Source organism: Defluviitalea raffinosedens (assembly GCF_016908775.1).
Taxonomy (GTDB): domain Bacteria; phylum Bacillota; class Clostridia; order Lachnospirales; family Defluviitaleaceae; genus Defluviitalea; species Defluviitalea raffinosedens.
Window position 1 is genome coordinate 126,914 of sequence record NZ_JAFBEP010000006.1, and the last position, 24,269, is coordinate 151,182.

At 35.2% G+C, this 24,269-nt stretch carries 20 protein-coding genes; 5 read left to right on the forward strand and 15 right to left on the reverse strand.

Features of this window, described 5'->3' with window-relative positions:
- Positions 1-29 precede the first annotated feature (29 nt).
- Positions 30-578, reverse strand: coding sequence for an ATP-binding protein (locus tag JOD07_RS06805; RefSeq protein WP_158739227.1), 549 nt, complete (start codon positions 576-578; stop codon positions 30-32).
- A 213-nt stretch (positions 579-791) separates the two neighbouring features.
- Here JOD07_RS06805 and pdxR point away from each other — a divergent pair, with 213 nt between their 5' ends.
- On the forward strand, positions 792-2,222 hold the full coding sequence (gene pdxR, locus JOD07_RS06810; protein ID WP_204612965.1) for a MocR-like pyridoxine biosynthesis transcription factor PdxR: 1,431 nt from the start codon (positions 792-794) through the stop codon (positions 2,220-2,222).
- 25 nt (positions 2,223-2,247) lie between these two features.
- Here the strand turns inward: pdxR and JOD07_RS06815 are convergent, their stop codons facing one another.
- The 8 genes from JOD07_RS06815 to JOD07_RS06850 all read right to left on the reverse strand — a co-directional run bounded on the left by JOD07_RS06815 (position 2,248) and on the right by JOD07_RS06850 (position 13,178).
- Entirely contained in the window at positions 2,248-3,048 is an 801-nt protein-coding gene (locus tag JOD07_RS06815) for a DUF1189 domain-containing protein (protein WP_204612967.1), read from the reverse strand.
- A 144-nt stretch (positions 3,049-3,192) separates the two neighbouring features.
- The gene (locus tag JOD07_RS06820) at positions 3,193-4,356 is read right to left on the reverse strand and encodes a phosphoglycerate dehydrogenase (protein ID WP_158739230.1); all 1,164 of its coding nucleotides are present in this window, start codon (positions 4,354-4,356) and stop codon (positions 3,193-3,195) included.
- A gap of 10 nt (positions 4,357-4,366) precedes the next feature.
- Positions 4,367-5,449: a 3-phosphoserine/phosphohydroxythreonine transaminase gene (gene serC / locus JOD07_RS06825; protein WP_204612969.1), complete on the reverse strand. Its 1,083-nt coding sequence runs from the start codon at positions 5,447-5,449 to the stop codon at positions 4,367-4,369.
- A gap of 189 nt (positions 5,450-5,638) precedes the next feature.
- Complete coding sequence (gene argF, locus JOD07_RS06830) at positions 5,639-6,574, reverse strand: ornithine carbamoyltransferase (protein ID WP_158739291.1); 936 nt, start codon at positions 6,572-6,574, stop codon at positions 5,639-5,641.
- A gap of 51 nt (positions 6,575-6,625) precedes the next feature.
- Complete coding sequence (gene carB / locus JOD07_RS06835; protein ID WP_158739232.1) at positions 6,626-9,820, reverse strand: carbamoyl-phosphate synthase large subunit; 3,195 nt, start codon at positions 9,818-9,820, stop codon at positions 6,626-6,628.
- Positions 9,813-10,886: a glutamine-hydrolyzing carbamoyl-phosphate synthase small subunit gene (gene carA, locus JOD07_RS06840; RefSeq protein ID WP_158739233.1), complete on the reverse strand. Its 1,074-nt coding sequence runs from the start codon at positions 10,884-10,886 to the stop codon at positions 9,813-9,815. The genes carB and carA overlap by 8 nt, the downstream gene beginning before the upstream one ends.
- A gap of 1 nt (position 10,887) precedes the next feature.
- Positions 10,888-12,078 (reverse strand): aspartate aminotransferase family protein, encoded by a 1,191-nt coding sequence (locus JOD07_RS06845; RefSeq protein ID WP_204612970.1) that lies wholly within the window; start codon positions 12,076-12,078, stop codon positions 10,888-10,890.
- Positions 12,079-12,245: 167 nt separating this feature from the next.
- A complete protein-coding gene (locus tag JOD07_RS06850) occupies positions 12,246-13,178 on the reverse strand; it encodes an alpha/beta hydrolase (RefSeq protein ID WP_204612972.1) in 933 nt (310 codons plus the stop codon).
- Positions 13,179-13,478: 300 nt separating this feature from the next.
- Here JOD07_RS06850 and JOD07_RS06855 point away from each other — a divergent pair, with 300 nt between their 5' ends.
- Entirely contained in the window at positions 13,479-14,348 is an 870-nt protein-coding gene (locus tag JOD07_RS06855; protein WP_158739236.1) for a patatin-like phospholipase family protein, read from the forward strand.
- 14 nt (positions 14,349-14,362) lie between these two features.
- Here the strand turns inward: JOD07_RS06855 and JOD07_RS06860 are convergent, their stop codons facing one another.
- Positions 14,363-15,907 carry a LysM peptidoglycan-binding domain-containing protein gene (locus tag JOD07_RS06860; RefSeq protein ID WP_243429264.1) on the reverse strand — a complete coding sequence of 515 codons (1,545 nt, stop codon included), beginning with the start codon at positions 15,905-15,907 and terminating at the stop codon, positions 14,363-14,365.
- Positions 15,908-16,099: 192 nt separating this feature from the next.
- Complete coding sequence (locus tag JOD07_RS06865; protein WP_158739238.1) at positions 16,100-17,023, reverse strand: cation diffusion facilitator family transporter; 924 nt, start codon at positions 17,021-17,023, stop codon at positions 16,100-16,102.
- Between the two features lie 119 nt (positions 17,024-17,142).
- Between JOD07_RS06865 and JOD07_RS06870 the strand changes: the two genes are divergently transcribed.
- Positions 17,143-17,313: a hypothetical protein gene (locus JOD07_RS06870; protein WP_158739239.1), complete on the forward strand. Its 171-nt coding sequence runs from the start codon at positions 17,143-17,145 to the stop codon at positions 17,311-17,313.
- Positions 17,314-17,495: 182 nt separating this feature from the next.
- Here the strand turns inward: JOD07_RS06870 and argB are convergent, their stop codons facing one another.
- From argB to argC, 3 genes are read right to left on the reverse strand one after another with little or no spacing between them, the layout of a single operon-like run.
- On the reverse strand, positions 17,496-18,356 hold the full coding sequence (gene argB / locus JOD07_RS06875) for an acetylglutamate kinase (protein ID WP_158739240.1): 861 nt from the start codon (positions 18,354-18,356) through the stop codon (positions 17,496-17,498).
- Between the two features lie 12 nt (positions 18,357-18,368).
- Complete coding sequence (argJ, locus tag JOD07_RS06880) at positions 18,369-19,589, reverse strand: bifunctional ornithine acetyltransferase/N-acetylglutamate synthase (protein WP_204612974.1); 1,221 nt, start codon at positions 19,587-19,589, stop codon at positions 18,369-18,371.
- Positions 19,590-19,611: 22 nt separating this feature from the next.
- The gene (gene argC / locus JOD07_RS06885; RefSeq protein ID WP_204612976.1) at positions 19,612-20,652 is read right to left on the reverse strand and encodes an N-acetyl-gamma-glutamyl-phosphate reductase; all 1,041 of its coding nucleotides are present in this window, start codon (positions 20,650-20,652) and stop codon (positions 19,612-19,614) included.
- A gap of 160 nt (positions 20,653-20,812) precedes the next feature.
- Here argC and JOD07_RS06890 point away from each other — a divergent pair, with 160 nt between their 5' ends.
- Together JOD07_RS06890 and argH are read left to right on the forward strand one after the other, a co-directional pair.
- Positions 20,813-22,018 (forward strand): argininosuccinate synthase, encoded by a 1,206-nt coding sequence (locus tag JOD07_RS06890; RefSeq protein WP_330636183.1) that lies wholly within the window; start codon positions 20,813-20,815, stop codon positions 22,016-22,018.
- Between the two features lie 92 nt (positions 22,019-22,110).
- Entirely contained in the window at positions 22,111-23,502 is a 1,392-nt protein-coding gene (argH, locus tag JOD07_RS06895) for an argininosuccinate lyase (protein WP_204612980.1), read from the forward strand.
- On the opposite strand, the gene JOD07_RS06900 is transcribed toward argH, so the two are convergent.
- Positions 23,499-24,221 carry a DUF8091 domain-containing protein gene (locus tag JOD07_RS06900; RefSeq protein WP_204612982.1) on the reverse strand — a complete coding sequence of 241 codons (723 nt, stop codon included), beginning with the start codon at positions 24,219-24,221 and terminating at the stop codon, positions 23,499-23,501. The genes argH and JOD07_RS06900 overlap by 4 nt on opposite strands.
- Positions 24,222-24,269 lie beyond the last annotated feature (48 nt).

Below are 24,269 nucleotides of genomic sequence, written 5' to 3' on the forward strand. Positions count from 1 at the left end.
CAAAAATTTTTTAAAAAAATTTTGGGGCTCTAAGATTTTTGTCTAATTTCTGTCAAATTCTCAGAGATGTATTCCTTAAGCCACGCTATTACAGAAAGTTCATTAATAGGAACATCTCCTAAAATATTCTTCACTTCTTGTGTGTCAAATTCAAATATTCTGTCATTATATCTGTGATAATATTTAAATTCAATGTCCGGATTGGACAAAATCAAATTTGCAATAGTGCTCACAATGTCTCCCAATGGCGCTCTATCTATATGGTCATACTCCATCCATGCATTTAATTTTGTTCCTTGTCCTAAAGTACTTTGAATTTCTACATCCCCATTACACCTGTTACACGCTGCCGCCAGCAAAGGTACTCCAAGCCCAACTTTTCGTGTGGTTCTGGTGGTTGTAAAAGGATTTTTTATGGTCTTCACAAAGTTTTCATCCATTCCTTTTCCATTGTCTTCAATCTTAATTTCAAAAAGATTCTTTTCTAAATCCTCAATAATTTCTAGTTTTATTTCAGTTGCTTCAGCCCGTACACTGTTTTCTATAATATCCAGTATGTGTAATGATAGTTCTTTCATGATTTATTCTCCCCTGTCTTCATAAAATCTGTTTTGTTTAAAAATATATTTTGATTTTAACGCAATTAAAAAATAAATCAAGAATTTGGCATTTTCCAAACAGATACTGTAATAACATATTAATATCGCACCAGTACAATTAAGTAATCACTGTTCAACCTCTTCAACACGATCCATGGAGCTTTAGTCCATATAAAAAGGAGGTTTTTTAGAATGAATCATTTTGTATCAATACAGTTGGATAAAAAAAGCAAAATTCCTCTTTACCAGCAATTGGGAGATGCTTTATGTGAACTCATTCAAAAAGGAATTTTAAAGCCCAATACCAAACTGCCTACGATCCGTACTCTGGCATCACAGTTAAAGATTAATAATGCTACAGTGGTAAATGCCTATAAATATTTAGAAAGCAAAGGAGTTGTTTACGCACAAATGGGCAGCGGCACCTACGTCTCTCCGCTTCCTTTAGAAATGATTACTTTTCCTGTTTTACCTGAGAAAGATCATGATCTAAAACTTAAGCAAATTTCTATTTCAAAAAATACGATTAATTTTGCAAATATTTCTCCTCCTACAGATTTGTTTCCTGTAAAAGATTTTAAAGAAATGTTCAATGAAGTACTGGATCGGGATAAAGGCAAAGCATTCAATGTTCAGGATGATTATTGTTATGACCATCTGCAGGAATCTATTGCAGATTATCTAACTACATATGGCATCCACACATCAAAAGACAACATTCAAATCATTTCTGATACTCAACACGGTATAGATATTCTCTCAAAAACTCTGCTTCAATTCGGAGATGTTATATTTGTTGAAAAACCTGCTTTCTACGGCACCATTGCTGCTTTTGCAAACAGAGGAGCACGTATAGTAGAAATCCCTTTAAATTTTGACGGCATGGATATTTCATTGTTAGAAGGCTGTCTCAAATTATATCAGCCTAAGTTTATTTACATAACCCCTTATTTTCAGAACCCCACCGGATATTCATATTCTCTTGCCAAAAAAAAGATTATTTTAAATTTAGCTGAAAAGTACAATACATATATTATAGAAGAGGATTATGTAAGTGACTTAAATTATTCTGATAAACCCATCGTTCCTTTAAAAGCATTGGATAAACAAAACAGAGTAATCTATATTAAAAACTTCTCAAAAGTACTGGTACCAGGACTTCGTCTAGGATTTTTGATTCTTCCAGAAAAAATTATAGAACGTATTTTATCCCATAAGCATAGTATAAACCTTTCTACCTCAGGACTAATCCAAAGAGCATTTGATTTATACCTTAGAAAGGGGCAGTGGCAAAAACATTTAAAAAAGATACGTACCATTTATGAAAAAAGATATTACTGTCTGCTGGATGCGTTAGAATATTATTTAAAAAATTACATCACTTACATACCACCTCAAGGAGGATTAAGTGTATGGATTAAATTGGCAGACTCTATCTCCGCAGCAAATTTATGTGATTTGCTTTTAGCTAAAAATGTTATTCTTTCACCGGGCTCTTTGTTTTCAATGATGCAGGACTCATCCTCATATCTTCGCCTTGGCTTTGCGACTGTAGATGAAAATCAAATTGAGAAAGGCGTAAAAATTATGGGAGATGTACTCGATACAATGTTAACTAACTAAAAAACCTCGGAACCTTATCCGAGGTTTAAAGATCGTTTGCTGCAAATAACTGACTTTTGTTTTCACTTTTAGCTGAATCTATTCCTTTTACCATATATAAAATCACAATACCATAATATATAAAGAAAAAGAACGGAATCTTAAATGGTAATAGTTTTACTATAAACTTAACGACAGTTGGAAGCGTAAGAGAATAAATACCAATTTTATAAATCTCACCATATTTTTGATTTCCATGAATAATTGAATTTACAACAAGCCCTATTAAGCTTACAAATAAAGAACTAAATAATTTCCCTATGATCATACCTATAATAGTACCAATAATAATGAATGGTATCAAAAACATTTTTAAAGCCGGAAGAAAGTTCTGAATACTTTCTTTATCAAAGCTAAGAGTTCCAAAATCCTTAAGTGAATACTCCCTTTTTTCAATTCCATCTTTACTAATAATTTTAGTTTTTGTAATCAATACTCCCTGCTGATAATCATCAAGAATATTCTCTTCTAGTTCTTCTTCAGTATTGACCACAACAATAGAAGTGCCCTCTTCAAAAACAATAGGCATATCCCCTTCAACTTGCAATTCTCCATTATTGAATTCAAAATAAGGTATGTCCGATTCAAAATAATTGATTACTAATCCCACTATTTTATTTGTTTCGTAAACTGGTTTTATACAACTTAATACACCAATAATTAAAGAAAGCAAAACCAAATACCCAAGTGCATTTCCAACCGATTCTTTAACAATCGTTTGATAAAAGTCAAAGTTTAAAATACTCTTTTTGATTCTGACAAAAAAATTAATCTTTTTACTATCCATTTACATCCTCCTATATCATTGTTTATTTTTAATTCCATTCTATAGCAAATCAATCTCTTCATCAATAATATCAAAGAACCATTATATAAAAAAAGACAGCAGATTAAATAGATCTTCAATCTTGCTGTCTTTTTTCATTCTGTTTTATAATGTTCTAACAGAAACAACACCGTCAATTGCTCTGATTTTCGCTACAATATCTTCTTCAACCTTTTTATCTGAATCAATTATTGTATATGCCCAATCTTTTTTGCTCTTATTCATCATATCCATAATATTAATATCGGCATGCGCAAGAATCGTAGTGATCTGGCCTACCATGTTACGGATATTTCTATGAGCTACAACGGTACGATAATTTGTCGTTCTTGCCATTTCACAGTCTGGGAAATTCACGGAGTTCTTAATATTACCATGTTCAAGATAATTTCTTAATTGCTCTACAGCCATCACTGCACAATTATCTTCGGATTCTGGTGTTGAAGCCCCCAAATGAGGAATCGTAATAATATTTTCTACATCAATCAATTCGTCAGAAGGAAAATCTGTTACATAACTAGCCACAATACCCGCCTTAATCGCTTCAATTAAATCGGTATTGTTAACCAATTCTCCTCTGGAGAAATTGAGTATTCTAACGCCCTTTTTCATGAGTGCAAACTTTTCTTTATTAAGCATATTTTTTGTTTCATCTAAAAGCGGCACATGGATGGTAATATAATCACATTCTGCGAGCATAGAATCTAAACTAATTGCTCGATGCACGTCCCGCGACAATCCCCATGCTGCATCGATAGACATATAGGGATCATACCCTTGAACATCCATTCCAAGAGCATTCGCAGCATTCGCTACTAAAACTCCAATAGCACCTAATCCAATAACACCTAATTTTTTGCCCAATATTTCAGGACCAGCAAATTCCCCTTTGCCTTTTTCAACGAGTTTAGGTACTTCGTCTCCTTTTCCTTTTAAACTTTTTGTCCATTGGATTCCTTCAACAATTTTTCTGGAAGAAAGGAATAGACCCGTCAATACCAATTCTTTTACACCATTTGCGTTTGCCCCTGGTGTATTAAAAACAACAATTCCTTTTTCTGAACATTCATCTATAGGAATATTATTCACTCCTGCACCTGCTCTGGCAACTGCTTTTAATGAAGGCGGAAATTCCATACCATGCATTTTCGCGCTTCTAACTAAAATACCATCCGGATTCGCACAGTCATTAGAGATTTCATATGTATCCTTTGGTAAAAGCTCTAAACCCTTCTCAGAAATATTGTTTAAAGTTTGAATCTTAAACATTGTGCTCCCCCTATCGATTTTCCATTTCGAACTTCTTCATAAATTCTACTAATGTTTTGACTCCCTCGATTGGCATTGCGTTATATATGCTTGCACGCATTCCACCAACTGTTCTATGCCCTTTTAAATTAACCAGACCTTTGGCAGTCGCTTCTTTTATAAATTTTGCATCTAATTCTGGTGACGGAGAAACAAAAGGTATATTCATTAAAGAACGATATTTTGGAACTACTGTGCCTTTAAAGAAGCTTGAATCATCTAAATAATCATAAAGAATTTTAGCTTTTTCTTCATTGATTTTTTGCATAGCAGGTACTCCACCCATCTTTTTAACCCATTCGAAAACTAATTTCGCAATATATATGCTGTAAGTAGGTGGTGTATTATACATGGAACCATTTTCTGCATGTATCTGATAATTAAACATGGTTGGTGTAATATCCATAGCATGCCCAATCAAATCTTCACGAATAATCACTACAGTAAGTCCTGCAGGACCCATATTCTTTTGCGCACCGGCAAAAATCACACCAAACTTATTAACATCATATACTTCGGATAAAATATTCGATGACATATCAGCTACCAAAGGAACATCTCCTGTATCAGGCAGCTCAGTATATCTTGTTCCATAAATCGTATTATTGGTTGTTATGTAGAAATAGTCAGCATCCGGTGAAAAAGTACTTTTATCTAATTCAGGAATATAATTAAAAGTTGCATCTTCCGATGAAGCAACTACATTTACAGTTCCATATCTGCTTGCTTCAGCAATAGCTTTTTTTGCCCATAAACCTGTTTTTACATAATTTGCTTTTTTGCTCTTTCTAAACAGATTTAATGGAACCATGGCAAATTGGCTGGATGCTCCCCCTTGTAAAAAGAGAACCTTGTAGTTTTCTGGAATATTCATAATTTCTCTAAGAAGTGCTTCGGCTTCATCAATAATATCTTGATAGACTTTTGAGCGATGGCTCATTTCCATTACTGACATACCAGCATCTCTGTAGATTACCAATTCTTCTTGAGCTTTTTTAAGCACTTCTTCAGGCAGCATCGAAGGACCTGCTGAAAAATTATAAACTCTGTCCATTTTACCCCTCCTAAGTATACATTCATTGAAATCTATTCTTTGACATTTTGCTAACAATGTTTGCTAAGAATTATATCCAAAAATATAATATTCGTCAATAAAATAATTATGATTTTTAATTTTTTAAAAATAAATAATATACTTAAAGTTTTAATCCTATAGTTGAGCAAGAATCAGGATATAAGTAAGTTAAACCAATGTTGCCACCATTACAGCTTTGATCGTATGCATTCTGTTTTCCGCTTCATCAAACACCACAGAAGCTTTGCTTTCAAATACTTCCTCAGTAACCTCATTTCCTTTGACTGCGGGAAGACAATGCATAAAAATTGTATGATCTTTTCCTGTTTTATTCATCAAAGAAGCATTCACCTGGTAAGGCTTTAGGAGTTTAATACGTTCTTCAGCTTTGTCTTCTTCTCCCATAGAACACCAAACATCTGTATAAATCACATCAGCACCATCCACTGCTGCCCCAACATCTTCTGTAATTGATATTTTTCCTTTTGACGCTTCTGCGAACAATTTACATTCTTCAATTAAAGATTCTTCTGGCCATAAGTCTTTGGGCGCAGCAATCACAAAATCCATTCCCATTTTTGCAGAACCAATCATCAAACTATTGGCCATATTATTTCGTCCATCTCCCATATATACAAAACGAATGCCTTTTAAATACCCAAACTTTTCCTTTATTGTGAGTAAGTCTGCCAAAACTTGTGTTGGATGATAAATATCTGTTAATCCATTCCAAACAGGAACTCCACTATACTGAGCCAATTTTTCTACAGTCTCTTGTTTAAAACCTCTGAATTGAATTCCATCAAAAAGACGTCCCAATACCCTCGCAGTATCTTCAATAGATTCTTTATGGCCTAACTGAATGTCGTTTTTTCCCAAATACTCTGGATGGGCTCCTTCATCAATGCAGGCTACGGTAAATGCACATCTTGTTCTTGTAGAAGGCTTTTCAAAAATCAGAGCAATGTTTTTTCCTTCTAAAAGATTTCCTTTGATCCCCATTCTTTTCTTTCTTTTTAGATCCTCCGCCAAATCCAATAAATACTCTATTTCATTCGGTGTGAAGTCTTTTAAAGTTAGAAGACTTCTTCCTTTTAAATTCATCCCCATAATTTCCCTCCTCTTAATTTAATTTTAAATTTTATTATTATATTCCTACATATAATAATCCAGAGTTTCGTAAGTAAATGTTTCATTTTTACTATAAGTTTTTAAAGCTAGAAGATATGCCTTTGCCGTATCCAAAGAAGTAAAACAAGGTATTTTCATCTGTTCGGCTGTAGTGCGTATTTTAAAACCGTCTTTATTTGGATTTTTACCTAATGTAGGTGTATTGATGACAATCGTTATTTCTTTATTCTTCATCATTTCAAAGATTTCATCAAGATTATGGATTGAAATCGGTTTTACTTCCAATCCTTTCTCGTTAAGGTATTTTGCAGTTCCTTCACTGCCCATAAGCTCAAATCCTATCTCTTTAAAAGACTTTAATAATTCTATAGATTCTTTTTTATCTTTTTCCCTTAAAGATACAAAGATTTTTCCAGAGCCTGGGAATGTGTATCCTGCTCCGCTAAACGCTTTGACAAGTGCCTTTTCATAAACAGAATCTACTCCCAATACTTCACCAGTTGATTTCATTTCAGGAGTCAATGCCACATCTACATTATTTAGTTTTTGGAATGAAAATACCGGTGCTTTCACAGCAACCAAATTACTTTTATTGTATAAGCCAACTCCATAGCCTTGATCTCTTAATTTTTCTCCTAATATGACTTTTACTGCCACATGTACCATAGGAATTTTGGTTACCTTGCTTAAAATAGGCACGGTTCTGGAAGCTCTGGGATTCACTTCAATAACATATACTTTTTCATCTTTTACAACAAATTGAATATTCATTAAACCAATAACTTGCAAAGCTTTAGCAATCTTTCTGGTATATAAAATCAATGTATCAATGACCTTTTGTGAAAGAGTTTGAGGTGGATATACACAAATACTGTCTCCTGAGTGTACCCCTGTTCTTTCTATATGTTCCATAATTCCCGGAATTAAAATATCCTCTCTGTCTGAAATTGCATCAACTTCTACTTCTTTTCCCTCTATATATTGATCTATTAAAATTGGATGTTCGGTAGAAAGAGAAGTTGCTTCCTTTACATACTCCCGTAATTCAGTTTCTGAATAAACAACTTGCATGGCTCTCCCACCAATAACATAAGAAGGTCTTACGAGAACAGGATAACCTATTTCCTCTGCAACTCTTACCGCCTCATCTATATGCGTTACAGCACTGCCTTTAGGCTGTGGAATATTAAGTTCTTTAAGAAGCTGTTCAAAGAGCTTTCGATCTTCCGCCACATCTATAGAATCTACTGATGTTCCCAGGATCTGAACACCTCTTTTTAATAATTTGGGGGCAAGATTAATTGCAGTTTGTCCTCCAAATTGAACAATAACGCCTTTAGGCATCTCTTTTCTGATGACATTATAAACATCCTCTATATACAATGGCTCAAAATAAAGTTTTCCTGCTGTATCAAAATCAGTACTTACAGTTTCAGGATTATTGTTAATAATAATAGATTGATATCCTGCTTCTTCAATTGCCCATACAGCATGAACCGAACAATAATCAAATTCTATTCCCTGTCCGATTCTTATAGGTCCAGAACCTATTACAATAATCTTCTCTTTTTTGCTGATGATATTTTCATCTTCTTGTTCATAAGTAGAATAGTAGTAAGGTGTCAGTGATTCAAATTCACCTGCACAAGTATCTACCATTTTGTAGACCGGATACATGTCATGGGCTCTTCTTAAAGTATCTAAAGTTGAGATCGGTTGCTTTGACAAAGCTTGAATTTCCACATCAGTAAAGCCCATTTCTTCAGCTTCTTTTAGCAATTCCGCTGTAAAAGGTTCGTTCTTAAGCCTTTGCTCGATTTCTATGATATGATTGATTTTATGCAAAAACCATGGGTCAATCTTAGTAATATGATTAATGGCTTCGACAGATATACCTCTTCTTAATGCCTCGGCAATCACAAAGATTCTCTGGTCATCACATATGTAAAGCATTTTTTCTATTTCTTCGTCAGTTTTCTTTCCTAAATCTTCTCTTCTTAAACCTGTATCTTTTCCTTCCAAAGAAATAACTGCTTTTAAGAAAGAGCTTTCAAAATTCCTGTCAATCGCCATAACTTCTCCTGTTGCTTTCATTTGAGTACCTAAGGTATGATCAGCATACCCAAATTTATCAAACGGCCATTTTGGGATTTTTGTTACTACATAATCTATTGCTGGTTCAAAAGAAGCCTTGGTTTTCCCTGTGACATAGTTGGGAATTTCATGAAGGTGCATTCCAATGGCGATTTTGGCTGCTATTTTCGCAATGGGGTATCCTGCAGCTTTAGAAGCTAGGGCTGATGAACGACTCACCCTTGGATTTACTTCAATGACTACATATTCCATACTTTCGGGATTAAGGGCAAACTGAACATTACATCCTCCCTCAATTTTAAGCGCACGAATGATTTTGATCGCAGAAGTCCTTAACATCTGTACCTCTTCATTTCTCAAAGTTTGACAAGGGGCTACAACAATGCTGTCTCCTGTATGAATACCTACCGGATCAATGTTTTCCATATTACAGATAATAATACAAGTGTCGTTGCTGTCTCTCATCACTTCATATTCTATTTCTTTCCAGCCAGCAACACTTTGCTCTAATAGCACTTGATGAATTCTGCTGTGCATTAATCCACTATGAAGGATTTTCTTAAGTTCTTCCATATTATTTGCAATGCCACCACCAGTGCCACCCAAAGTATATGCCGGTCTTACAATAATAGGAAATCCGATTTGCTCTGCAAACTCGAGCCCTTCTTCCATAGAGCAGACTATAGTGCTTTTAGGAATAGGTTCCCCAATACTTTGCATAAGTTCTTTAAATTTTTCTCTGTCTTCTGCGTTTTGTATTGCTTCCAAAGATGTTCCCAGAAGCTTCACATTGTTCTGATCCAGTACACCAGCTTCTTTTAACTCAACCGCTAAATTAAGACCCGTCTGTCCTCCCAATGTAGGAAGAAGTCCATCCGGTCTCTCTTTTTCAATAATATATGTTAAAGCTTCCAAGTTTAATGGCTGTATATATACTTTATCCGCCATATTATCATCCGTCATAATTGTGGCAGGATTACTGTTGACCAGAACGACTTCAATATTTTCCTCTTTTAAAGCTTTACAGGCTTGAGTTCCTGCATAATCGAATTCAGCTGCCTGACCTATAATAATGGGGCCTGAACCGATTACCATTACCTTTTTTAAGCTTGCATCTTTAGGCATTATCTCCCTCCTCATCTAGTAAGGTAATCCATTCCTTAAAAATAACGTTAGCGTCGCTTGGTCCTGGTCCTGCTTCAGGGTGAAATTGAACTGCATAAACTTTTAATTCTTTATTGCAAAAGCCTTCTACTGTCAAATCATTAACATTGATATGGGTAATCTCAATGTCCTTTGTAACTTTATTACCATCAATGGCATATCCATGGTTTTGAGAAGTAATCAAAATCTTATTGGTCCTCAGATCTAAAACGGGATGGTTCCCTCCCCTATGACCAAATTTTAGTTTATACGTATCTCCCCCTAAAGCCAGGGCAAGAATCTGCTGTCCTAAACATATTCCAAACAGAGGAATTTTCCCAAGCAAGTGTTCCGCAGTATGAATGGCAAGGGTTACATCTTTGGGATCTCCCGGTCCATTAGATAGAAGAATTGCATCTAAATTATAGTTAAGAAGTGTGTCGTAAGGAGTATCCCAAGGAAAAATAGTAATCGAGCATCCCAATTGTTCAATACATTTTAGGATCCCCTTTTTTAATCCTAGATCCACAATACCAATATGTTTTCCTTTCCCTGGGACATGCTTAATTTCACGAGTAGATACTTGCTCCACTGTATTCTTGGGAAAAGTATAATTTTTGAGTTGCTCTCTTAACTCATCAGTAATCTCTTCTGTAGTGAGCAAACAATTCATTGATCCTTGATTTCTAATTTTTTTTGTAAGCATCCTTGTATCTATATCGGAAATGGCAAAAACCCCTTGCTCTTTCAGGTAATCAGATAAATTCCCCTGGCTCATCCAATTGCTTTCAAACTTAGCATTTTCTTTTACAACAAATCCGCTGACCTGCACTTTATCCGATTCTACATCATGATCATTGACTCCGTAATTCCCTATAAGAGGATAAGTCATAACAACAATTTGCCCCGCATAAGACGGATCAGTCAATGTTTCCTGATAGCCGGCCATGGATGTATTGAATACAATTTCCCCCAATACTGTTTTTGTGTCACCAAACGCTTTTCCTGTTAAAACCGTTCCATCTTCTAACAATATATGAGCTTTCATTTCAAACCTCCTTTAATGTTTCTTCCAATATATTTACAGCTTTATCGATTTCTGCTTTGCTAACAATCAATGGCGGAACAAATCTTATGACATTGGTCCCCGCTCCTACAAGAAGCAATCCTTTTTCTATGCAGGCATTAATGATGTTTCCTGCCGGAACAGATAATTCTACCCCTTGAATCAGCCCAATCCCTCTGACTTCAGAGACCAAATCATATTTTTCTTTTAAATTTTCAAGTTTTTCTCTTAGATACTCTCCCTGCTCTTTTACATTTTTTAAAATTCCTTGTTTTAATAAAGCATTTAATATCACCTTTGCAGCAGTACAGGCCAGAGGATTGCCTCCAAATGTGGAAGCATGATCTCCCGGTTTTAAGGCAAGTACTGCTTTTTCAACCGCCATCATTGCACCAATCGGAAATCCTCCCCCTAATCCTTTGGCTAGGGCAATGGCATCCGGTGGAATTTCATATGTCTGATATGCAAATAAATTGCCTGTACGACCTATGCCACACTGAACCTCATCATATATCAGTAAAATATCTTTTTCTGTACAGAGTTCTCTTATTTTCTTTAAAAATTCCCTTTGAGCTGGACGAATTCCCCCTTCTCCCTGAACAGGTTCAAGAAGAATTGCACAGGTCTTCTCTGAAACCAAATCTTTTACCGATTCATAATCATTGAATTTTGCATAAACAATACCTTCCAGTAAGGGATTTAAGTCTTTTTGATATTTTTCCTGCCCCGTTGCAGTGATGGCTCCCATCGTTCTTCCATGAAAAGATTGCTTCATTGTTATAATCTCATAGCAATGTTCTCCATGAACCATTTTGCCATACTTTCTAGCCAGTTTTATACAACCTTCAATGGCTTCTGCACCACTATTGCAAAAGAAAACTTTGTCAAAAACACTGTTTTCTATCAAAATTTCTGCTACTTCAATGCCTGGCATATTCCAATATAAATTAGAACAGTGCATCATTTTCTTCATCTGATCATATAAAGCTTCTGTTAATTCTTCATCTCCATATCCTAAAGTATTGACAGCAATTCCTCCAACAAAATCCAGATATTCTTTCCCATCAACATCTCTTACAAGCGTTCCTTTTCCTTCATTTAATACAATCGGAAATCTACTATATGTATTCATAATGACCTTTTCTCCCCGCTTAATCCATTGCCCTTGTAACATCAATCTCTCCCCTTTTATATTAAATTTTTGAATTAATTCACAATTGATATTTTTATAATTATACATCTAATTGAGTTTTTATGCAACAAATATTGATTAATTATTCATTAGAATATATTATTATGCATAAATATAAATCCCTGAGATACTGCTTCTATCCCAGGGATTCACTCTTTGATATGAGTTTCTAACCAATCTAGTATGTCTTTATATACTTCATATTTATTAATTTCATTCAACATTTCATGTCTTCCATTTGCATAAATTTTTATGGATAGATCTTGAATGCCAGCTTTTTTAAATTTACTGTATACTTCTGATACACCTTGGGAATAATTCCCTACTGGGTCCATTGCTCCAGAAAAAATAAAAATCGGCAATTCTTTCGATATTTTGTTGATATTTTGCTGTGCATTGACTTTTCTTGTTCCTCTGATTAAGTCATTAAAAAATGAAGTTGTAAAAATACCGCCACAGAAAGGATCTTTGATATATTTCTCTACTTCTTCTTCATCTCTTGAAAGCCAGTCAAAGTGAGTTTTTGCAGGTTCAAATCTGTCATTAAAAGCTTCAAAAGATAATTTGTACATAAGAGGACTGGCTGCTTTAGGTCCTTTTAATTTCATTTCTAATTGAGCAAAAACCTGTCCAAGTATGCCTCTAAAACCTAGGTCTCCACTTGTCCCGGATAAAATAACTCCTTTTATTTTATCTCCATACCTGATAATATAGTCTCTTGCAAGCAAAGATCCCATACTATGGCCGAAGAGAAAAACAGGCAATTGAGGATGATTTTTTCTAATAATATGGGTTAAATGAGCCATATCCATTACAACTTTTTCCCATCCATGCGCATCAGAAAAAAAACCTCTTTGATTTGCTATTTCCCCGCTTCTTCCATGACCCCTATGATCATTTCCATAAGCAATATAGCCGTGATTTACCAAGAATTTAGCAAAATCCTCATATCTTCCAATATGTTCTCCCATCCCATGAGCGATTTGTACAACGCCTTTTACTGGCATATTATGATTCATCCAACAACAACCATAAATCCTTATATTATCCTTTGATTTATAAGTAAAATCCATTTTAATCATAAATTTTTCCCTCTCTTTATACCACAATAATATTCTGGCTTATTCTTTATCAATATGTGTAATTGCCTTTTACTCATCTGTATATCCTTTTCTATATATATTTGCTGTTCCTTTATCTAAATATCTAATTTATTATAAAAATTTACTTCTTTTTTAATAATATATCAAACTTTATAATGATTAATTTATATTTCGTTATCTGATTACATACTGCACAATACTGTGCACCCACTTGTACTTGACAATTATTAACAACACGAGTATCATTACTAAGTGTTACCACTTAAGGGAGGAGATTTGATGGAAAACATTGGATTGGTCTTGGAAGGTGGAGGAATGAGGGGATTATATACCTCAGGAGTCCTGGATTTTTTTATAGATCAGAATATATATTTTCCCTATGTCATAGGCGTGTCTGCCGGTGCCTGCAATGCCATCTCCTATCTTTCCAGGCAAAGAGGGAGAAGTAAAAAAATTAATATTGATTATGTAAGAGACAAAAGATATATGAGTTTTGGAAGGTTAATTAAAGAAAAGGAACTGTTTGGGAAAGACTTCCTATTTAATGATATCCCAAATGTATTATGTCCCTTTGACTATGAAACTTTTTATAAAGCAAAAGAAACTTTTGTGGTATGCACAACAGACTGTGAAACAGGTAAGCCAATGTATTTCTATAAAGATAATTCTCCAGAGTTTCTTGATAGTATAAAAGCTTCTATGAGTCTCCCATTTATAAGTAAAATCGTAAAAGTCAAAGATTATTATTTGCTGGATGGAGGTATTTCCGATTCTATTCCAATAAAAAAATCAATAAGTGACGGTAATGAGTATAATGTTTTGATATTAACCAGACATAAAGAATACAGAAAAAAACCGTTTAGAAATAAAAAATTCGCACAATATTTCTATCCCCAATATCCAAATTTAGTAGAAACACTCTGCAACAGACATGCAATGTATAATGAAACTTTAGACTATATTGAGCAATTGGAGTCCAGTGACAAAATATTTGTGATCCGTCCGTCAGAACCTCTGCCTGTAAAAAGAATTGAACGAAATCCAAAAAAACTTTTGGATGTATATAATAAAGGTTATCATGACGCCCAAAAATTATTTCCTCACTTAATTCAGTGGATTAAAAAAATAGATAGAGCTGTTAATCAATAGCTCTATCTATTTTTTTATCTTCTTACAACGGTTTCATTTCTTAACATCGTCCATATCTCTGGGTCTTCCATGCCCAATCTCCAAAGTGCTATTCCTTTTATTCCTAAATCCCACGCTCTTTGAACCTTGGCCTGAATACTGGCTTCATCTTCAAACCAAACTTCATGCTGATTTCCCTGTTCATCGGTATAAGAATACATAGGGGTCTGAGTTTCTTCATCAAAGATAATTTCTGCATTATATTGCCTTGCCCTGTTAATTGCCATTTCATGAGTGACGTAGGTATTTCTTCCTGTTGTTAAGTTAAAATCAAATCCAAATACAGAAACTGCTGCAACAATTTTATCCCGAGGCATTTTTGTCATAGCATATCTAAGAACACGATCCATCCATCCGATGGATACCACCGGTCCAGGGCCGCTGCCTGGCCAACCATGCTCATTATACAGCATTACAACAAATTCATCCACTGCTGCTCCTATAGGTGCATATTGGAAAGGATCCGAAAAAGGATTGAATGGTTGATCACTCACCCGTGATGGAACCGATGCAGATAAAAAATATCCCCTTTCATGCAAGGCTCGCCCCAGTTCTGTGTAAAATGCTGAAAGTCTCCCGCTATCATCCAAATATACATCTTCAATATCTATATTGACTCCGTCAAAGCCATATCCTTCAATCAATTCAATAACATTTTGAATAAATGCTGCCCTGGTCTCCGGTGTTGCCAGCATAGCTTTTACCGTATCCTTTGAGATTGTAACATTTCCTCTTTCATAAAGTAAATTGTGTATTACAGGAAATATCTTGATGTTATTTTCATGGGCAATTCGAACTAAATTTTCAACATATTCATTGGTAAAATCTCCACCAAACTTTTCTATCTCTGTTGGATGATCCGCATCGATCCTAAACATAAATAAACCAAGTTGTGATATTGCATCTGTATTGCTCACAAAGGAATCATACGAACTTGGAAGTGTTGGTCCTTCTGCTAAAGTATAAAATCCTAATATGGTCGTAATGGGCAGTTGAGAACCATAAACATTAAAATCCACTACATTTTTGGAAATCCATCCTCTTGTTCCATCAAACAACTCTACTTGATACCAATTGCCGCTGGAGTTGGTTACAGGCAGCTTAGCGCCTTTTACCATAACCGCTACGATTGGAAAATTTGTCCCAGGTCTTCTTCGTACATTAGCCTGGTCCACATTTACTACAACTTCTGTATATTGAGGAACTTGCAATCGTTGACCAATATATAAGGATGAGGAACTTAAATTGTTTAAAACCATAAAACTTTCCACCGTTGTATTAAACTTTTGAGCTAATCGGTAAAGGCTATCTCCCGGTTGAACGGTATAAACAGCTATAGGAATAATCAATCTTTGCCCAGGGTAAATCATATTTCCTGTAATTTGATTAATATTCCTTATTTCCTGTACATTAACACCATATTGCCTGGAAATTTGGTATAAAGAATCGCCAGGTTTTACTGTATAAATCGTATTAGGAAATCTCCACATCTTCGTTTCACTCCCATGAATATAATCCATATGGTATTATATTCCATCAGGATATAAAATGTTTGCAACTCAAAGATTATTGCATTAAATACTGGCGATATTTGAATAAGTAAATAAAAAAATACCTATAATATTCAATAGGTATTTTCTAATAAGCGTTTCTAAGGAAAGCAGATTCTTTGATGAAATCTGCTTTTTAAAAATTCATAAAACAATGGTCGATTAATTTTTGAACATCCCTTCCCGGAGTCCAAAACTTTCGTTGCGTTCCACATTTCCTATTGGCTCAATGTGGACGATCACATCATAAACATCCTGAATATTTTCTTTGATTCTTTCCTCAACTTCCATAGCAATTTTATGAGCCTCCAGTACATTCAGATTACCGTCTACTTCAATATCTGTATCTATGATATATAAATTTGCAAGCTTTCTCACTCTGGTTCGATGAGGATTATGAGCACCCTCAATCGCCTCAATGCTGCGAAATATTTCTTCATAAATTGTAGTGTCCTTTACCCCATCCATGAGTTCCATATGCGTTTCAATAACAATTTCATAGGAGGCTTTTATAATCCATAAGCTTACAAGAATTGCAGTAATTGAATCAAAAAAGGGTAAATCAAGCAAATACGTAAAAGCTAATCCAGCGAGCACCCCACTAGAAATAGCAATATCATTTCTCATATTCTTTCCGTTAGCAATCAACATGGAACTCTGGGCTTTTTTCCCAACTCTATATTGATAAATCGCTAAAAATATTTTGCCGATAATCGATAGGACCACAATATAAATAGAAAGCGTCGATGGAATTTCTTTCTCTTGTCCAGAAATGATATCCGATATCCCATTGACAAAAAGTTGTGCACCGGCAAAAAATATAATGAACCCCAGAATCGTTGTAGCAATGGTTTCTGCTCTGTGATGTCCGTAAGGATGTTCTCTATCCGGGGGCTTTGACATCACTTTTGAAGCAATTAACATAATAAAACTGGTTACAACATCCGTTGAAGAATCTATCCCATCACCCACCAGAGCCATACTTTTTGAAAGCAATCCGAATACTATTTTAAGTAGAGCCAAAATTGAATTGCCAATAATTCCAATCCAGGAAGCCCTTGTGATCAGCTTTGATCGATTTTCCATATAAATAGCTCCTCTTTAGCATCTGCATTAATATTTTTCATGTATATGGTTATATTATATACATATTAGTAGAAAATAAATATATTTTCAACAAATATCATACAATAAGGAGAATTCATATGCCTGAAATGAAATTTTTCCCGGATAGTCCTTCTAAAACTATTAATAATAAAAAAGATAAAAACGATTTAGTTTCTGAAAATAATCAAAGAGAAAAGGAAAATCCCCAAAATCCATTTTTTGATCTAGCTGAAGACGATGTATTTTCAGCTCCAACGGATGATATATAAGAAAGAGTTTACTTGCAAAACTCTTGCGCCGAGCAAGTCAGAAAAGCCAATAAAGTACAGTACTTAGGAGTATGTATCTTGCCACAAGAACTTTTTATTCCATAGTAAATCTTTAAGGATTTACTATGGAATAAAATAGGGCGATTTCAATCGCCCTGTCAAAATACATCAAAATTATATTATTATTCCTCAATCATGGTTCCAACACCTTTTTGGGTGAAAATTTCCAGAAGAAGGCAATGTTCCACACGACCATCCAGAATATGTACAGTTTTAACGCCCTTCTTCACACCTTCAACACAGCATTCTACCTTAGGAATCATGCCTCCGGATATAATGCCATTCTTAATATACTCATCCACATCTTTAATAGAAAGTCTGGAAATAATCGAAGAACTGTCGGACACATCTTTTAATACACCTTCTACATCTGTTAAAAAGACAAGCTTCTGCGCCTTCAATGCTCCAGCCACTGCAACAGCCGCATAGTCCGCATTAATATTATAAGAATTGCCTTCTTTGTCAATGCCTATAGGCGCAATTACCGGAATAAAATCTTTTTGAATAAGTGTCGAAATTAACTCTGTATTTACATTCACCACTTCTCCTACAAATCCAACATCCATTCCATTCACCAGTTTCTTTTCAGCCTGCAGAGTAGCCCCATCTTTTCCACTGATGCCTACAGCATTAATTCCTTGATTTTGGATATGACTCACGATACTTTTATTTACTTTTCCTGCGAGAACCATTTCTACGATTTCCATGGTTTCCTGGTCTGTAACCCTGAGTCCGTTTACAAATTCTGATTTTTTATCCATTTGCTTTAATATTTTATTGATATCAGGCCCTCCACCATGCACAATAACAGGATTAATACCAACAAGCTTCATCAAAATAATATCCTGGATAACAGTTTCTTTAATCATTTCATCTACCATAGCACTGCCACCATACTTGATGACTACAGTTTTTCCATAAAACTCTTTTATATAAGGAAGGGCTTCCACCAAAACCTTAGCTTTTTCAATATACATTTCCATTTTTCATCCCCCTCACGTTCTGTATTCCCCATTAATGCGCACATATTCGTAACTTAAATCGCAACCCCAGGCTGTGGCTTCTTCTGAACCTTCTTCAAGCAATGCAATTACTTTAATATCTTTTTCATGCAGAATTTGATATGCATAATCTTCGTCAAACATTAATGGCGTTCCGTTTTTCATTACTGTAATATTCCCTGATTGTGAAGCAAATTGAATGGTTACTTTGCTGGTATCAAATGTTACTCCCGAATATCCCATAGCACAAAGAATTCTGCCCCAGTTAGCATCTTCACCAAAAAAGGCTGTTTTTACCAAGTTAGACGTAATGATGGATTTTGCAAGAGTTCGAGCATCACATTTTGATTTTGCTCCTTTTACATTGACTTCAATAAATTTTCCTGCCCCTTCACCATCTCTTACAATTTGCTGGGCCAAATAAGTATTTACAAAATGAAATGCGGTCTTAAATTGCTCATAATCCTCATTTTCCGTATCAATGAGCACATTTTCCGCTGCACCATTAGCCAATGCCACTACCATATCATTTGTACTGGTATCTCCATCAACAGAAATCATATTATAAGAATCCTCAATACTTTCTTTTAATGCTTTATCCAGTAATTCCCTGGATATATTGATATCCGTTGTAATAAATGAAAGCATGGTTGCCATATTGGGATGAATCATTCCGGAACCCTTTGCCATTCCCCCGATCGTAATCATCTTTCCATCTAATTCAAAAGTTACTGCAATTTCTTTTGAAAATGTGTCCGTAGTCATAATGGCTTGGGCGGCTTCCTTGGCAGCTTCTCTGGATACACTTAATTTAAGGGCTGTCTTTTCTATCCCTGGGCAAATGACATTCATCGGCAAAGGTACACCAATTACACCTGTAGAAGCAACTAAAACTTCTTCTTTTTTTAATCCCAGGCAATCTGCCATCGTCTGAGCCATCTGCTGGGCATCAATCATACCCTGTTCACCGGTGCAAGCATTGGCATTTCCGCTGTTTACAACAATGGCCTGGATATTTCTTTTTTCATTAATAATCTGCTGATTCCACAGCACAGGAGCTGCTTTTACAACATTGGTTGTAAAAGTTGCTGCTGCTTTTGCAGGAAATTCACTATATACGATTGCTAAATCTTTCCTTTTCTTTTTAATACCTATATAATTCCCCGCTGCTTTAAACCCCTTCGGACTCGTTATTCCTCCATCAATGATCTTCATATTTCTCTCTCCTCCCGACAGCTTATGGAAACATCGGTATCTGATTAAGTCCCATATTTTCCTCTAATCCAAATAAAATATTCATATTTTGCACAGCCTGTCCTGCTGCGCCTTTAACCAAATTATCAATTGCCCCTATAACAATAATTCTTCCTGTTCTTTCATCTACAGAAAAACCTATATCACAATAATTTGAACCTTTAACCCATCTTGTTTCTGGATAAACACCCTTATTCATAAGACGGATGAACTGCTCTTTTTCGTAATACTTCTTATAAATATTCATTATCTCATCCCAAGTAACTTTTTTCTTAAGTTTTCCATAGCAAGTTGCTAAAATCCCTCTGTTCATGGGAATAAGATGAGGCGTAAAAGATATTGTAATGTCTTTTTTGCAGGCTTCACCAAGTTCTTGTTCAATCTCAGGAGTATGTCTATGGGAAGCAATTTTATAGGCTTTAATGGATTCTGTACATTCAATATAATGAATATCTAAACTAAGCGCCCGGCCTGCGCCGGATACCCCTGACTTTGCATCCACTATAATGCTGTCTTCATCTATTACATTCTCTTTTAAAAGAGGATATAAACTTAAAATAGTACAAGTCGTATAACATCCCGGATTTGCAATTAAATTGCTCTTTTGGATCTGATCTCTTTTGATTTCGCACAATCCATAAACTGCTTCTTTTAATAATTCAGGACTGAAATGTTCTGTATTATACCACTGTTCATATACATTTGCATTCTTTAATCTAAAATCTGCACCTAAGTCAATAACCTTTGCCTTCTTTAATATTGAAGCATTTACTTTTTTAGATGCAATTCCGTGCGGAAGGGCTAAGAAAATTACGTCGGCCTCTTCACTAAGTTTTTCAATATCTTCTTCTTCACATATGGTATTGCAAATACCTTCAAAGTTATGATAAATTTGGCTAAAGCTCTTTCCTACATAACTTTGAGAAGTTAAATTTATGATATGACTCTCTGGATGCTGCATAAGAATACGTACCAATTCTTCTCCAACATAACCCGTTGCTCCCACTATACCGACTCTTATCATTCTTTTCCTCCTATCCATGCTCAAGTGAAAAGTTTATGATTTTTTAATAATTATACATTCATATGAAAGTTTATGCAAGTATTTTTTAAAATATGCTTGCATAAATAGTACACAAAGTGTATAATTATAAAAAATCAACAATGGATTAGGAGGATTGAGTATGAGTAAAAAAGTTGTTCTGGCATACTCCGGTGGATTGGACACAACCGTTATATTACATTGGTTAAAAGAAAATTATGATTATGAAGTTATTGCTGTTTGTGTAGACGTAGGTCAGGGAAAAGAATTGGATGGAATGGAAGAAAAGGCCCTTAAAAATGGTGCAAGCAAACTTTACATAGAAGATGCAAAAGAAGAATTTATGAAAGACTATGTATTTCCGATGCTTAAAGCCGGCGCTGTTTACGAGTCCAAATATTATCTTGGTACCTCCATTGCAAGACCTCTTATTGCAAAGAAATTTGTAGAAATAGCACTTAAGGAAGGCGCTGAAGCAATTTGTCATGGATGCACTGGTAAAGGAAATGATCAGGTTCGTTTTGAGCTTGCTATTAAAGCATTGGCTCCTCAGCTTAAAATTATCGCGCCCTGGAGAATATGGGATATTAAGTCCCGTGAAGATGAAATAGAATACCTTGAAAAAAGAGGATTAGAAGTTCCAATGACAAGGGAAGAAAGCTACAGCCGTGACAGAAATATGTGGCACTTAAGCCATGAAGGCCTGGACTTAGAAGATCCCGGCAAAGAACCTAATTATAATAAACTGCTTAAATTAGGCGTTTCACCAGAACAAGCTCCTGATGAACCAACCTATATAGAATTGGAATTTGAAAAAGGTATTCCTGTGAAATTAAATGGAGAAACCCTTTCCCCTGTAGATCTGATGTTTAAACTCAATGAGATCGGCGGCAAGAATGGAATCGGTTTATCTGATATATTAGAAAATCGCGTGGTTGGCATGAAATCCAGAGGAGTATATGAAACTCCCGGAGGCGTTATATTGTATGCTGCCCATGAAGAATTGGAACATATGTGCTTGGATCACCAAACCTATGCTTATAAGCAACAGGTTGCTTTAAAATATGCAGAACTAATTTATTCCGGAGAATGGTTTACTCCTCTTCGTGAAGCATTGGCTGCCTTCGTAGATGCTACTCAGGAAACTGTAACTGGAAAGGTTAGATTGAAATTATACAAAGGCAATATTATTCCTGCCGGAACGACTTCACCATATTCATTATACAATGAATCTATCGCAAGCTTTACAACTGGCGACTTATACAGTCATAAAGATGCCGAAGGCTTTATTAACTTATACGGTCTTCCATCTAAAGTAAGAGCTATGATGAAGCAAAGAAACCAATAGAATTAAAATATTATTTCTTTAATTAGAACCAACTCATGGATGAAATGAGTTGGTTCCTTTAATGAAAAAGACTGAGTAAAGGATGTGAAAGAATGAAATTATGGGGTGGAAGATTTTCAAAATCAACCGATTCTATGGTGGATGATTTTAATTCCTCCATACGATTTGACCAACGGTTATACAAAGAAGATATCTTAGGAAGTATTGCCCATGTTTCCATGCTTGGAAAGCAAAATATCATTCCACAAGAAGATGCGGAAATTATAAAAAAAGAATTAAAAGCAATTCTGCAAGATATTGAAGATGGAAAAATTGAGTTTGATATTGAGGCTGAGGATATTCATATGAATATAGAAAAAATCCTTATTTCAAGGATCGGTGACACAGGCAAAAAACTCCATACAGGAAGAAGCCGTAATGATCAGGTTGCACTGGATATGCGTATGTATGTCAAGAAAGAAATCAAAGAAATTCAATCCTTGATCTTAAAACTTCAGTCCGTTCTTATCAAATTATCCAAAGAACATGCAGAAACCATTATGCCTGGATACACCCATCTCCAAAGAGCACAACCTATTACCCTTGCCCATCATTTGATGGCTTATTTCGAAATGTTTAAGCGGGACATTGAAAGACTAAACGATACCTATAAAAGAACCAATATTCTGCCTCTTGGTTCAGGGGCTTTGGCGGCAACTACCTATCCTTTGGATAGATATGCTGTTGCAAAAGATTTAGGATTTTCTGATGTGACTTTTAATAGCCTGGACGGCGTATCGGACAGGGATTACTGTATCGAACTCCTTAATAATCTTTCGCTGATTATGATGCATCTTAGCCGTTTTTCTGAAGAAATTATTCTCTGGAGTTCCCACGAATTTCATTTTATAGAATTAGACGATGCGTACTCTACTGGAAGCAGTATTATGCCCCAGAAGAAAAATCCAGATATTGCAGAATTAGTTCGTGGAAAAACCGGACGGGTTTATGGAGATTTGATGAGTCTTCTCACCACCATGAAATCCCTTCCTCTGGCATACAATAAAGATATGCAGGAAGATAAAGAAGTTGTCTTTGATGCCATTGATACGGTAAAAATGTGCCTTCCTATCTTTACTTCCATGATTGAAACTATGAAAGTACTAAAGGACAATATGTATAATGCTGCCGGCGGTGGCTTTACCAATGCAACGGATGCTGCCGATTATCTCGTTAAAAAAGGCCTGCCCTTCAGAGATGCCCATGAAATTATTGGCAAACTGGTTCTTTACTGCATCCAACATAATACTTCATTGGAAAAGCTGTCATTGGAAGAATATAAACAACTCTCACCTGCTTTTGATGAAGATATCTTCAAAGCGATTTCTCTCGAAGAATGTGTTAATAAAAGAAAGATCATAGGCGGTCCTGCAAAAGAAATGGTCCTTCAGCATATTCAAAAAGCAGAAGAGTATATAAACAGCATAAACACCTCTAATGATTAGTCATTGGAGGTGTTTATTTCATAAAGAATCGTGTTTCCTTGCTTTCCGACTTCTCTGATTAATTTCATTTTTTTTAAGCAATATGTCATGCGTCTGGCTTGGGGAATGCTTATATCCAGATACTTAGAAAGTGATTTATTTGTGAAAGGCTGCGGCAAATGATCGGGGAGAAATGAAGCAAAATCGTCTTTGGACTCAAATACTATGGACTGGCTTACATCCAGTAAAATTTTATCGTAAATACTGGCTCCTTTTCTTCTCCAGCTTCCTTTTCCGTCAAAACATCTGATTTCTTCTGCTTTAATCATCAGAATCTCTAAAGAAAAATTCTCTTCGTTCATCACTTCCGGACAGCGAATCAATTCATTAAAGCAATCCAGCAATTTGCCTTTCTTAGGAGATTTTCTCCTGCTAATCACTTCTCCGTCCCTACCTAAGGTTACAATCCACTTTTCTTCACAAATAGGATAAACCAGCCTTACAGGATAATCTATAATAAGATTTTTGATTTTACTTCGTATGGAACTAAAATTTTTTGTCTGTATTTCAATTAATTGATTTTGCCTTACAATGTCTACGATATATCTTCCGACTTTTACTTCAAGCCGATCTTCTTTTTGAGCATACCATTGCTTTATTTGATTATGCAAGGAACCTTCATTCTGAATATTGATGCCCCTATGTTCTTCTTTAATCCCATTATTCCATTGCTTCTTCATCAATTTGATTACTCCTCTCTTTCTTAATTATACAATTTTGCTTCATAC